We start from the raw sequence: 12,529 nt of genomic DNA on the forward strand, positions 1-12,529 counted from the left end.
TTCGCCCTATAGCCTGAGGACCACCAGGCGGCCCAGGGCCCCCCGCCTCCGCGGGGCTCGGGAGCTTCGGTCACCTCCGCCGCTTGAGCACCAGATAAAGCGCACCCTCGCCCCCGTGGCGGCGGTGCGCTTTTCGTATCGCGGCGATGTCGGAGCCATGCGGCCCGGCGGCGAGCCAGTCGAGGATCTTCGCCCGGATCGCGCCCCGGCGGCTGCCCCGGTCGGCGGCGTCGACAGGGCGCGGCTTGCCCGCGATCAGCAGGATCACGCGCGCGCCCATGGCCTTGGCCTGGAACAGTCCGCTCTCCAGCCGCGCGTGCGCCGCATCGAGGGTATGCCCGTGCAGATCGAGCGTGAAGTCGGGCGCCACGCTGCCCGCCTTGAAGCGCCGTTCCCAATGCGAATCGAGCCCCTCCTCCACCTTAGCGGAAGGGGCGCTGGCCGGAGCTCGCTGGAGAGGCACGGGCCGCGTTCCGGACCCCGGCGGCTTGGCGGATTTGGCAGGCGGTTTCGGAGGCGCTTTGGTCGAAGGCTTCGGGTTAGCGGGCGCGGTCCGTGCCCGGGGGCGGAGAGGGTGCAGCGGCGTCACCGTGGCCGCGAGGCGTTCCCATGCCGCCTTCTCCGCCTCGCTCAATCCGCGCGGGGCGCTCATCGCCCGTTGAGGCGCGCGACGGTTCCCTTCGGCAGCAGCACCAGCGCCTGGCCGCGCGCGCTCATGCCGCCGGCGATCCGCCGCGCATCCTCGCCCGCGCCCCAGAACGTGTCGAAGCGGTTGGCACCCTTGATCGCGCCGCCGGTGTCCTGAGCCACCCACAGGCCCCGCGCTTCGGGCCGGTCGACGTCGAGCCACACCGGCGCGCCATAGGGGACGAAGGCGGGGTCGACCGCGACCGAGCTTTCGCGCCGCACCGGCACTCCGATCGAGCCGAGCGGTCCGTCGCCCTTCAGCTCCTGGAAGAAGACCCAGCTCTTGTTGAGCCGCATGAGTTCGCGGCCTTCCTCCGGGTTCTCGCGAACATAGGCCATGATGCCCTGCATCGAGCCGGGATACTGGCCCGGCCCATCGCCGATCAGTCCGCGCTCGCGCATGACGCGCCCTATGCCGACGTATTCGCGTCCGTTCTGTCCGGCGTAGCCGATCCGCATGACGCTGCCGTCGGGCGCGACGAGGCGGCCCGAGCCTTGAATCTGCAGGAAAAAGAACTCGACCGGATCGGCCGCCCAAGCGATCTCCAGCCCGCGGCCTGCAAGCGCGCCATCCTCGATCTGTGCGCGATCGTAGTAGAGGGTGAAATCGCCGTTCTCGTTGTAACGGCCGAGCGGCGGACGACCCGTGCGCTCGCTTTCGGGCACGTTCTCGGGCCAGGCGCGGACGAGGTCGCGCGGCAGGGCATAGACCGGCACGTCGTAGCCCGGGATGCGCCTGCGGCTGCCCCGGATTTCGGGCTCGAAGTATCCTGTGGCGAAGGCCGCGCCGTCACCGATGCGCGCGGTTTCGAAGTGCTGGCGGAAGAACTCGCGCCCCCGGTCGTGGGGCCAGGTCCTCGCCGCATCACATGCGGACCGCCAGTCATCGGGGTAGGTCAGCCCGCTCGCGTCGGGGCGCGTCAGCAGCACGGGGCAGCTCTCGAGGAAAGCGGCCAGTGCCATGCCTGCGTCGGCGGCGTCGAACGCCAGCGAGTCGAGGCGCGGCCCCACGGCGACGCCGGCGAACGCCGCACTGGTCACGGCCGTGGGCGGAGGCGAGCCGGGGCGGGACGGCGCTTGTCCCCCCGGAACGATCGTGCAGCCGGTCATCAGGGCCAGCGCGGCCAGTATCCCCCAGCGGCGCATGGCCGTCCCTCCCCCTTCAGTCCGAAATCAGCCCTCGTCGGTCTCGTCGAGCAGCCAGTCCGGATCGGGCGAGTCGACCATGCGGCTGAACGTCCATACGTCGCGGCTCTCGATCGCGTCGTCGAGCGATCCGGCGATCACGTTGCCCTCGCTGTCGCGGGTGACTGCGGCGACGTCGGAGATGAACTTCACCGCGATGCGCGCCCGGCGTCCGTCGAGTGAGGCGCTGTGAATCGTAGCGTCCTCGATCCGGATCAGGCGGTTGTCGAGCGTCTCGCCCGCTTCCTCCCGCGCGGCGATCGCGGCGTCGAAGCCGGCGTAGACGTCATCGTCGCACAGTTCCTTCAGCGTTTCGCGATCGCCGGTCCAGAATGCCTCCAGCACCATTGCGTAGGCACCCTTGGCGCCTTCGAGAAAGGCGGTGAGATCGAAATAGCGGTCGGCGGCGGCGATCTCCTGTACCCCGCGCTCGACCGCCGGGACGACGCCCGCGGGCCGCGGCAGGGGCGGGTTCTGCCGCCGTGCCGGTGCAGCGGTGGGCGGCGGCGTCTGCTTGCCTTTGTCGAACCGTGTCGGGATCGGCTCCTCCTCGTGCTCGGCACGGCGTCCGAGAACAGAGTAGAGTCGCATGCCCAGGAAGGCGGCGATCATGGCGAGGATGACGATTTCGTAGATCACAAAAGCAGTCCGTTTGCATGGTGGACCGGCCAAACGCCGCATCCGGATCAATCGTGCCCTAGATAGTGGCAAAATACAAATGAACAACGCGTGTCGCACCGCCTTCGATCCGGCCCGGCCCGCACCGAAGCTGCGAGTTGCGACGCCGCGTGCGGGGTGCTAGGCGCCCGGGCGAGGCCCGCCCTTGCCGGCGGGCACCATTTATCAATCTCGACGAAAGCGTATTCCATCATGGCCGACGAAGGCGACGTCCTCACCGATCTCGATCTCGATCCCGCAAACACCGGCAACGGCGCGGACAATCAGCCCGCCGCCGGGATCATCGCGCAATACGTCAAGGACATGTCGGTCGAAGTGCCCAACGCGCCAGAGTGCTTCCAGTGGAAGGATGCGCCGCAGGTCGATGTGCAGTTCAACATCGCCGCGCGCCAGATCAGCGACGAGGTGCACGAGGTCGAGCTCAAGATCAACGCCACCGCCAAGGCGGAGAAGGGCAACGTGTTCCTGGTGGAAGTCGCCTATTGCGGCCTCCTGGGCATGCGCAACCTGCCCGAGGATCAGGCGCACGCCTTCCTCTACTCGGAAGCGCCGCGCCTGCTGTTCCCCTTCGCCCGCCGCATCCTCGCGGATGCCAGCCGCGATGCGGGCCAGCAGCCGCTGATGATCGATCCGATCGACTTCAACGGCCTTTACACGCAGCGCCTGCAGCAGAAGCGGCAGGAAGAAGCCGCTGCTGGCGGTCCGCCGGCGGGCGAGGCCTGAGCTTCCGCGCCCTCCCACCGATCGGTAGCGGGAAGGGCAAGGTGGCATGAGCCTGCTCAGGAACGTCGGGACGATCGGCGGGCTGACGATGGTCAGCCGGCTGTTCGGCTTTGCACGCGACATGCTGCTAGCCCGCGTGCTCGGGGCGGGCGGCGTGGCCGACGCCTGGCAGCTGGCCTTCCAGCTCCCGAACATCTTCCGCCGCCTCTTTGCCGAGGGCGCCTTCGCCAGTGCCTTCGTGCCGCTGTTCAATCGGCGCATGACGGACCGCGACGACCTTTCCGAAGCGCGCCGTTTCGCCGAGGAAGTGCTCGCTTTCCTGATCCCGGTGCTGATCGTGTTCGGTGCGCTGGCACTGATCGCGATGCCATGGATCGCCGGGCTGTTCGCCAACGAAGGGATCGAAGGCGATCCGGATCTGTTCGAACTCGCCGTCCTGATGGCGCGGATCACCTTCCCCTACCTTGCCTTCATGAGCCTGGCGACGCTGTTCGCCGCGATTCTCAATTCGCTCTCGCGCTTCGCCGCGGCCGCGGCCGCGCCGATCCTGCTCAACCTGTGCATGATAACCGCGCTGATCGCCGGCATGACGCTAGGCGAAGGGATCGAGGCCCGGCGCGCAACGGGCGAACTGCTCGCGATTGCGGTCACGGTCTCGGGCTTGCTTCAGTTGATCTGGCTATGGATCTGGGCGCGCAAGGCGGGGTTTCGCATGCGTCTAGGCCGCCCCCGAATTACGCCGGGGGTAAAGGAACTCGGCATTCTCATCCTCCCGGCCGTGTTCGGCGCGGGGGTCTACCAGATCAGTCGCTTCATCGATCTGTTCTTCCTCGCGACGCTGCCCGATGGCGCGTATACGTTCCTCGCGATGGGCGACCGGCTGAACCAGCTGCCGCTGGGGATCATCGGCATCGCGCTCGGCACGGCGATCCTGCCAGCGCTCTCGCGCCATATCGCGGGCGCCGATCACGAAGCGGCCCAGCGCCTGCAGTCGAACGCGATCGAGCTCGCCATGCTGCTCACGGTGCCGGCCGCGGTCGCACTGTTCGTCACCGGCAGCGCCTTCACCCGCGCATTCTACACCGGCGGCGCCTTTACCCTGTCCGACGCGATGGCGACGGGAGCGGTCACCTCGGCGCTCGTGGTGGGCCTGCCCGCCTACGTGCTGATCAAGGTGCTGGTGCCCAACTACTTCGCGCGCAAGGACACGCGCACGCCCGTCTACACTGCGCTTGCGGCGCTTGTGCTCAATGTCGCCCTGAATTTCCTGCTCGTGCCGCGCCTCGGCGTGGTCGGACTGGCGCTGGCCGGATCGATCGGAGCCTGGGCCAACGTGGGGCTGCTCTACGCCATTCTCGTGCGCAAGGGATACTTCCGCCTGACGGCGCGGGTCGCGTGGCGGATTGCGCGGATCGCGCTCGCCGCGCTGCTGATGGGCGCGGCACTGTGGTTCGCGATGCCTTGGGGCACCGGATACTACGCCGGCGGGGTGCTCGAGCGCGTGGGGTCCATCCTCGCGCTGGTCGCGCTCGGCGGCGCCATCTATTTCGCGTTCGCCGCAGTCCTCGGCGTGCTCGACCGCGCCGCCATCGCCCGGCTGATGCGCCGCGAGGGTTGACATCGCGGGGCCGGGGCCGGAAGCGCTCCCCCTCTTTCATCCAAGCAACAGGACCGTCATGCGCGTCGTTTCCGGCATTCAGCCCACGGGCAATCTCCACCTCGGCAACTACCTGGGGGCGATCCGCAACTGGGTGCGCATGCAGGACGAGCTGGAGGAGGCCAACCGCGCTCAAGCAGCCGCAGGCGGTAGCGCAGACGAAAACCAGTGTCTGTTCTTCCTCGCGGACCTGCACGCGATCTCGATGCCGCACGATCCGGCGGAGCTGCGCCGGGCAACGCTGGAGATGGCCGCGGCGCTGGTCGCATGTGGGATCGACCCCGATCGCTCGATTCTGTTCAATCAGGCGCAGGTCCCCGCCCATGCCGAGCTGCAATGGCTGCTCAACGGCACCGCCCGCATGGGTTGGCTAAACCGCATGACGCAGTTCAAGGACAAGAGCGGCAAAAACCGCGAAGGCGCCAGCGCCGCGCTCTTCACCTATCCGGTGCTGCAGGCGGCCGATGTGCTGCTCTACCAGGCGACTCACGTGCCGGTGGGCGAGGACCAGAAGCAACATCTGGAACTCGCCCGCGACATCGCGCAGAAGTTCAACAACGACTTCGCTTCGGATGATGCGCCGGTCTTCACTCTTCCCGATCCCATCACGCCGCCGGATGCGGCACGGATCATGAGCCTGCGCGACGGCACGGCCAAGATGAGCAAGTCCGATCCGAGCGAGATGAGCCGCATCAACCTGACCGACGACGCCGACACGATCATGAAGAAGGTCAAGAAAGCCAAGACCGACGCCGAACCGCTGCCTTCCGAGGCTGCCGGACTGGGCGGACGGCCCGAGGCTTACAATCTCGTCTCGATCTACGGTGCGCTGGCGGGAACCTCGATCGACGCGGTGCTGGCCGAGTTCGGCGGACAGGGCTTCGGCGTGTTCAAGCCCGCGCTGGGCGAGTTGATGGTCGATGTGATCGCGCCGATCACGGCGCGGTTCCGCGCATTGCTGGAAGACCGCGAGGCACTCGACGCGATTCTCGCCAAGGGCGCGGCCAAGGCGCGCGAGCGCGGCGCACCGACGCTCGCCGCGACCTACGAAGCGCTGGGCCTCGTGCGAGGATGACGGAAGTATCTTGACCCATCGAAGACGAGATCCGCATGAGCAAACATGACTGATTTTATTGCGTTTTCTCTATGTTCTCATTCAATCCTCATTCAGCCCGCCTTCTTTACAACACGCCTTATCGATGACAGCGTGGAGCCGGCGTGAGGGACGGTCGCGCTATGCGTTACTGCTTCCTAAGGGGATGATTACGATGAACACCCGCAAAAAAGGTTGGGGCCGCACCCTCAAGCTCGCCGCCGTGCCGGTGCTGCTTGCCGGCCTCGCCGCCTGCGCCACGCCGTTCAAGGCCGACGTGTCGCGCTTCCAGTCGCAACTGCCTGCGCCGCAGGGCCAGACGTTCGCCGTCGTGGCGGACGATCCGGCGCTCGCCGGCGGTCTCGAGTTCGCGCGCTATGCCGACTACGTCGAGGCGGAGATGGAGCAGCTCGGCTACACTCAGGCTTCGCCCGAGAACGCCACGTTGCTGGTCCGGTTCGACTACGGCGTCGACAACGGGCGCGAGCGGATCCGCTCGACCCCCGGCTTCCGCGATCCGTTCTACGATCCGTGGTACGGCTTCTCGCGCCGCCCGGTCTATGTGCGCACGCCCGATGGGTATCGCGTCGCCTATGTGCCGACGCGTTCCTGGGGCTATGGCTTTTACGACCCGTGGTTCGGCGGCCCCGATGTCCGCAGCTACACGGTCTACACCAGCGGCATCGAACTGAAAATCGACCGCGCGACGGACGGCGAGCGGCTGTTCGAAGGCACGGCGGAAGCCGTCTCGACGTCGAACCGGCTACAGTATCTCGTTCCCAATCTGGTCGACGCGATGTTTACCGATTTCCCCGGCAACTCGGGCGAGACGGTGCGCATCTCGATCAAGCCGGAAGGGGAGACCTCGGTGCGCCGGATCGACTGACCGGAAGCACCTGAACGCGATCACCAAGGGGGCGGGCCTGCGCGAGCGGGTCCGCCCTTTTCATTGGGTGCCGCGCCGCCCACACCTTGCCGCGCCCGCCTCGGACGCTACATGCGGCGCCGAAGCCATGACCCTGTCGCCAAACCTCCTAGCGATTCGCGCGCTCGCCGCTCTCCTGCTGGCGGTCATCGGCCTTCAGGCCGTGCCGGCACACTCGGTCGGGATCGAGCGGCATCATGGCTCCGCTTTCGATATTTTCTCGATCGATGTCGCGCCCCCGGCCGCGCTGCGCACGGCGAGCGGGGGCGAGGTCCAACGGTTCGAGCCGCCGGCACCGCCTCCACCGAATCCTGCGATGCGTACCGCGTCTCCGTCGACCAGGCTAACGGCGGCTTATGCGCGAACCGGGTTGCCGGCGCTCACCGGTCCGCCGTCCCTGTCGCGCGAGCTCGCCAGCCTTTCGCTGGCGCCGCGCGCGCCGCCTTTCGCCTGAACGTTCCCACCTCGGCCACGGCGCCGACGACGACAACGAACCATTTCAGGTGAATCATGACAGTGCAGACCAGCCGGGCGGCTTCGCCCGGTGACGAACGGCGCGCGCAGGCCGAAGCCCTGCTCGCGCGCTATCCCGACCTCTCGCAGAGCGAGATCGACGATCTCCGCCACTGGTTCGGCAAGGAAGCGACGGCTCTCGAAACCGCCTTGCTCGCCGGCGACGATCGGCTTGGCCGTCCCTACCAGCAGTTCCGAAAGGACCATCTCGACCGCCTGTCCGCGCTCGAGAAGGGCATCGCCGCGGTGATAGGCGTCCTGCTGATCGCCGGGCTCACGGCCCTCGCTATCATGCTCTGACCACCGGGCGGAGCGGCCCACACCGAGCCGCTCCGCCCAGCTGTCCCGAAAATCATGCGAGCTGCGCGTGCCCTCCGGTCGACCCGAAGCCGCCCGCCCCGCGCGCGGTTTCGTCGAGGTCCGCGACCTCCTCCCATGCCGCCTGCGTCACCGGCGCGAGCACGAGCTGTGCCACGCGGTCGCCGCGCGCGATGGCGAACGGCTCGGCGCCGTGGTTGATCAGGATCACCTTGAGCTCGCCGCGATAGTCCGAATCGATCGTGCCCGGCGCATTGGGCACGCTGATCCCGTGCTTGAAGGCGAGGCCGGATCGCGGGCGGACCTGGATCTCGTAGCCAGGCGGAATCGCCACCGCGAATCCCGTGGCGATCGCGTGCCGCGTGCCCGGTGCGATCGTCACGTCCTCTGCGGACAACACGTCCATCCCGGCCGCTCCCTCCGTCGCATAGCGCGGCAGATCCAGCCCCTCCCCGTGCGGCAGGCGCTTGATGCGGACGGATATCGGATCGGTCATTCGTCGTTCGGTCCCAGTTCCTGCGCGATCCGTTCGACCAGCGCGCGCGCGACCGCGCTCTTCGGCATCTGCTCGAGCGTCTCGACATTGTCGGCGGTGACAATGTGCACCGCATTGTTCTCGCCGCCCATCACGTCGCCCGAGACATCGTTGGCGACGATCCAGTCGGCCCCCTTGCGTTCACGCTTCGCTTTGGCGTTCGCGATCACGTCCTCGGTTTCCGCTGCGAAGCCGATCAGCAGCCGGGGGCGCTGGCGGGCGACGGCGAGACTGGCGAGTATGTCCGGATTTTCGGCGAGGACCAGCGCCGGCGGCGCAGTGCCGCGCTTCTTCATCTTATGTGCCGCAAAGTCCTTGCTGCGCCAGTCGGCCACGGCAGCGACCATGACCGCGGCGTCGACCGGAAGCGCGCCCTTCACCGCCTCGGCCATCTCGCGCGCGGATTCGACATCGATCCGCTCCACGCCCGGCGGCGTCTCGAGCATGACCGGGCCGGCCACCAGTGTCACGCGGGCGCCCGCGGCGGCGGCCGCGGCGGCGATTGCGAAGCCCTGCTTCCCGCTCGACCGGTTGGCGATGTAGCGCACCGGATCGATTGGTTCGTGCGTCGGCCCGGCGGTGATGAGCACATGCCGGCCATAGAGTGGGCGATGCGCGGGCCCGGCATCGAAATCCGGCTGGCCCGACAGGGGATCGGCTTCGAGCGGCCGCGCCAGCGCGAGCCGCGCCGCGATCGCGGCCCAGATCGCCTCGGGTTCGGGCAGGCGGCCGGGGCCGTACTCGCCGCAGGCCATCGGCCCCTCGTCGGGCTCCATCACCTCGACCCCCGACTGCCGCAGCCACGCGACATTGCGCCGCGTCGCCGGATGCTGCCACATGCGCACGTTCATCGCAGGCACGGCCATGACCGGCGTGTCGGTCGCGAGGAGCAGCGTGGTCGCAAGATCGTCGGCCAGGCCGGCGGTCATCTTCGCGAGCAGGTCCGCGGTCGCCGGGCACACGACCACCAGGTCCGCCTCCCGGCTGAGTTGGATATGGCCCATCTCGGCCTCGTCCTTGAGATCCCACAGCGTGGTGTAGACGGGGTTCTCGCTGAGCGCGGCGAGCGTCATCGGCGTTACGAACTGCTGTCCGCCCTCGGTGATCACGCAGGTGACCGAACCGCCGGCCTTGCGGATCAGCCGCACCACCTCGCAAGCCTTGTAGGCCGCGATGCCGCCGCCGACGATAAGCAGGATGCGGGGAGCGCCCGAACGGCCGTCAACGGTCATGGCAGATCGTCCCCGTTTTCACCGTGCGGACTCTAGCCGCGCCCGTATTCGCGTGCCAGCCCTGCCGCGCGATGTAAAGATTGGGCTGGCGGTCCACCCGCCCGCGCCTGTAGACCGATGGCGACAGCAGAACGAGGAGGGGGATCGATGCGGATCATACTGACGGCGCTCATTTTCGTGGGCGGGTTGTTCTTTCTGGTGACCGGGATGGGTTTCCTGGCCGATCCGGTGAATTCGGGCGAGACATTCGGCCTGCGCGCGATCGACGCCGACGGCCTGGCCACGATGCGCGCGGACATGACGGCGTTCTTCGTGATCGCGGCGGTCTGCATGCTGGTCGGCGCGTGGCGGCGCAATGGCGACATCCTGCTGGTGCCTGCCGGGCTGTTCGGGGTGGCGCTGATCGGCCGCTTCGTCAGTATAGCGGCGGACGGCACCGAGCCGGGCTTCTGGATGCCGATGGTGATCGAGGCCGTGACCGTGATCGTGCTCCTCGTCGCCAGCCGCGCTCTGCCGCACCCGACGACCTGACCGGCGCTCAGCCGATCCATCCCAGCAGCGCGGCCGCCGCGACCGCGCCGCCGCCCAGCAGACCGGCGAGCACGTAGCCGGGCCAGTCGCGCCGCTTGCGGTTGCGGCGCTGCCACATGAGTTCGATCCGGGGCAGCGGAGGCGGTTCGGGCGCGCCGCCACGCGGCGGATACTTCTCTTCCAGGCGCCGGATCAGCGCCGGGATGCGCAGCAGCGTCTCGGTATCCTCGAGCAGCCGGTTCGCGAGCGCGGCTTCGGGGCCGAGCTCGTCGCGAACCCAGCTGCGCACAAACGGCGCGGCAACGTCCCACATGTTGATGGCGGGATCGAGCTGGGTCGCGATCCCTTCCACCATGACCATGGTCTTCTGCAGCAGCAGCAGGTGCGGCTGGGTCTGCATGTCGAAGTCGCGGGTGATCGCGAACAGCCCGTCGAGCATCTGGCCGACCGACAGCTCGCTCACGGGCTTGCCACGCATCGGCTCGCCGACCGCGCGCAGGGCGGTCGCGAACTCCTCGACCGAATGGTAGCTCGGCACGTACTGCGCTTCGAAATGGATCTCGGCCACGCGGCGGTAATTGCCGGTGGTGAGGCCGTAGAGGATTTCGGCCAGCCACTGCCGCGCCTGCCGGTCGATCCGGCCCATGATCCCGAAATCGATCGCGACGATCGTTCCGTCGGCCTGCACGAACAGGTTTCCCTGGTGCATGTCCGCATGGAAGAACCCGGCGCTGATCGCCTGGCGCAGGAACGCGAGCACCAGCCGCCGCGCGAGCTCGGGCAGGTCGTGCCCGGCCGCGACGAGGGCCTCGCGGTCGGAGATCTTGATGCCGTCGATCCACTCGATCGTCATCACCCTGCCGTTGGTCCGATCCCAATCGATCGAGGGGATGCAGTACCGCTCCACCCCCCGCATGGCCTCGGCGAGCTCGCTGGCCGAGGCGGCCTCGCGCCGCAGGTCGAGCTCGCGGTTGGTCCAACGCTTGAAATTGGCGATCGTCAGCCGCGGGCGCAGCCGCTGGGCCTCGCCGCCCAGCGCCTCGAGATGCGCAGCGGCCCATTCGTAGGTCGCGATATCCCGCGCGAAGCGCTCGCGGATGCCCGGCCGCAGCACCTTGACCGCGACCTGCCTTCCGTCGGTCGTCACCGCGCGGTGTACCTGGGCGATCGAGGCCGCGCCGACCGGCACCGGGTCGATCTCGGCGAACAGCATTTCCACGGGCTGGCCGAAGCTCGCCTCAATCGCGCGTTCGATCTCCGGATAGGCGACCGGCGGCAGGCTGTCCTGCAGCGAAAGCAGGTTGCGCGCCGCGTCCTCGCCGACGAGATCCGGCCGCGTGGCGAGCGACTGGCCGAGCTTGATCGCGGCCGGGCCGATCTCCTGGAAGGCGCCGGCATAGTCGGGCTGCGCCGGCTGGAACGTGCCGAAGCGGGCGATCTTCGCGAGCCGCTTGACTGGGCCTGGCGTATTGGGGTCGTTCTCGATCCCGCGCAGCGCCCCATGCCGCGCGAGCGTGCGGCCCCACTTGAGCAGCCGGAAGATATGAGTGGCGGGCTGGGTCATTCGCTCTCCCCTCCCGCTTGCGGGAGGGTCTGGGGGTGGGCCTCGCGGCCCATGCCCACCCCTAACCCCTCCCGCAAGCGGGAGGGGGATTGCAAGGCGATGCTCACACCTTCCACCCCGAATGGATCGCCACGAGCCCGCCCATGATCGGCTCGACCCGTGTGTTGGCAAAGCCCGCTGCGCGGATCATCCCCTCGAACTCGGGCATAGGCGGAAAGCGGCGGATCGATTCGACGAGGTAACGATAGCTGTCCTCGTCACCCGCGATCGCCTTGCCGATCTGCGGAACCAGCCTGTGCGAGTAGAGGTCGTAGATTTCCTTGAAGCCCGGCCATTCGGTGGTCGAAAACTCGAGGCAGAAGAACCGCCCGCCGTGCTTGAGCACCCGGTGCGCCTCGGCCAACGCCTTGTCGATCCGGGTCACGTTGCGGATCCCGAAGGCGATCGTATAGGCATCGAACATGCGGCGCGGATAGCCGAGCTCCTCGGCGTTCTGGCATGACCAGGTGAGGCCGGTGATCCCGCGCTCGACCGCGCGCTCGATGCCGACATCGAGCATGTCCTGGTTGATGTCCGCCACCGTCACTTCGGCCCCGCGTGCGGCCATGCGGAAGGCGATGTCTCCGGTGCCGCCGGCCATGTCGAGGATCGCCTCGCCCGGCTGCGGCTTCACCCGGCGGACGAAGCGGTCCTTCCACAGCCGGTGGAGCCCGCCCGACATCGCATCGTTCATCACGTCGTACTTCGCCGCGACATTGGAGAATACCGCGCCCACGCGCTCGGTCTTCTCTTCGGGAGCCACGTCCTCGTAGCCGAATGAAACCTTCTCGCTCATGCGCCGCGCCTTAGGAGGAATTGCCGCCCCGGCAAAGGGTGTTAGAGGGCGGC

General features: G+C 68.1%; 14 protein-coding genes. 7 read left to right on the forward strand and 7 right to left on the reverse strand.

The window, feature by feature from the left end:
* Nucleotides 1-70: 70 nt before the first annotated feature.
* The 3 genes from ETX26_RS14595 to ETX26_RS11035 form a co-directional block, all read right to left on the reverse strand.
* Entirely contained in the window at nt 71-421 is a 351-nt protein-coding gene (locus ETX26_RS14595) for a Smr/MutS family protein (protein WP_404825290.1), read from the reverse strand.
* A 227-nt stretch (nt 422-648) separates the two neighbouring features.
* Nucleotides 649-1,833 (reverse strand): murein transglycosylase A, encoded by a 1,185-nt coding sequence (mltA, locus tag ETX26_RS11030; RefSeq protein ID WP_129524729.1) that lies wholly within the window; start codon nt 1,831-1,833, stop codon nt 649-651.
* A gap of 27 nt (nt 1,834-1,860) precedes the next feature.
* Nucleotides 1,861-2,511: a Tim44/TimA family putative adaptor protein gene (locus ETX26_RS11035; protein ID WP_129524730.1), complete on the reverse strand. Its 651-nt coding sequence runs from the start codon at nt 2,509-2,511 to the stop codon at nt 1,861-1,863.
* Between the two features lie 231 nt (nt 2,512-2,742).
* On the opposite strand from ETX26_RS11035, the gene secB reads away from it, so the two are divergent.
* From secB to ETX26_RS11065, 6 genes are all read left to right on the forward strand, one after another.
* A complete protein-coding gene (gene secB / locus ETX26_RS11040) occupies nt 2,743-3,273 on the forward strand; it encodes a protein-export chaperone SecB (RefSeq protein WP_129524731.1) in 531 nt (176 codons plus the stop codon).
* A gap of 46 nt (nt 3,274-3,319) precedes the next feature.
* On the forward strand, nt 3,320-4,891 hold the full coding sequence (gene murJ / locus ETX26_RS11045) for a murein biosynthesis integral membrane protein MurJ (RefSeq protein ID WP_129524732.1): 1,572 nt from the start codon (nt 3,320-3,322) through the stop codon (nt 4,889-4,891).
* Between the two features lie 58 nt (nt 4,892-4,949).
* A complete protein-coding gene (gene trpS, locus ETX26_RS11050; protein WP_129524733.1) occupies nt 4,950-6,005 on the forward strand; it encodes a tryptophan--tRNA ligase in 1,056 nt (351 codons plus the stop codon).
* Between the two features lie 193 nt (nt 6,006-6,198).
* Nucleotides 6,199-6,909, forward strand: a complete 711-nt coding sequence (locus ETX26_RS11055) for a DUF4136 domain-containing protein (RefSeq protein ID WP_129524734.1) — start codon at nt 6,199-6,201, stop codon at nt 6,907-6,909.
* 127 nt (nt 6,910-7,036) lie between these two features.
* Nucleotides 7,037-7,402 (forward strand): hypothetical protein, encoded by a 366-nt coding sequence (locus ETX26_RS11060; RefSeq protein ID WP_129524735.1) that lies wholly within the window; start codon nt 7,037-7,039, stop codon nt 7,400-7,402.
* Nucleotides 7,403-7,458: 56 nt separating this feature from the next.
* Nucleotides 7,459-7,761, forward strand: a complete 303-nt coding sequence (locus ETX26_RS11065) for a hypothetical protein (protein ID WP_129524736.1) — start codon at nt 7,459-7,461, stop codon at nt 7,759-7,761.
* A gap of 52 nt (nt 7,762-7,813) precedes the next feature.
* On the opposite strand, the gene dut is transcribed toward ETX26_RS11065, so the two are convergent.
* Together dut and ETX26_RS11075 are read right to left on the reverse strand one after the other, a co-directional pair.
* The gene (dut, locus tag ETX26_RS11070) at nt 7,814-8,275 is read right to left on the reverse strand and encodes a dUTP diphosphatase (protein ID WP_129524737.1); all 462 of its coding nucleotides are present in this window, start codon (nt 8,273-8,275) and stop codon (nt 7,814-7,816) included.
* Nucleotides 8,272-9,546 (reverse strand): bifunctional phosphopantothenoylcysteine decarboxylase/phosphopantothenate synthase, encoded by a 1,275-nt coding sequence (locus tag ETX26_RS11075; RefSeq protein WP_129524738.1) that lies wholly within the window; start codon nt 9,544-9,546, stop codon nt 8,272-8,274. The genes dut and ETX26_RS11075 overlap by 4 nt, the downstream gene beginning before the upstream one ends.
* Before the next feature lie 147 nt (nt 9,547-9,693).
* Here ETX26_RS11075 and ETX26_RS11080 point away from each other — a divergent pair, with 147 nt between their 5' ends.
* The gene (locus tag ETX26_RS11080; RefSeq protein WP_129524739.1) at nt 9,694-10,077 is read left to right on the forward strand and encodes a DUF4345 family protein; all 384 of its coding nucleotides are present in this window, start codon (nt 9,694-9,696) and stop codon (nt 10,075-10,077) included.
* Between the two features lie 7 nt (nt 10,078-10,084).
* On the opposite strand, the gene ubiB is transcribed toward ETX26_RS11080, so the two are convergent.
* Together ubiB and ETX26_RS11090 are read right to left on the reverse strand one after the other, a co-directional pair.
* Nucleotides 10,085-11,641, reverse strand: coding sequence for a 2-polyprenylphenol 6-hydroxylase (gene ubiB / locus ETX26_RS11085; RefSeq protein WP_129524740.1), 1,557 nt, complete (start codon nt 11,639-11,641; stop codon nt 10,085-10,087).
* A gap of 103 nt (nt 11,642-11,744) precedes the next feature.
* Nucleotides 11,745-12,476 (reverse strand): class I SAM-dependent methyltransferase, encoded by a 732-nt coding sequence (locus ETX26_RS11090; RefSeq protein ID WP_129524741.1) that lies wholly within the window; start codon nt 12,474-12,476, stop codon nt 11,745-11,747.
* Nucleotides 12,477-12,529: the final 53 nt, after the last annotated feature.

The organism is Pelagerythrobacter rhizovicinus (assembly GCF_004135625.1).
Classification (GTDB): domain Bacteria; phylum Pseudomonadota; class Alphaproteobacteria; order Sphingomonadales; family Sphingomonadaceae; genus Pelagerythrobacter; species Pelagerythrobacter rhizovicinus.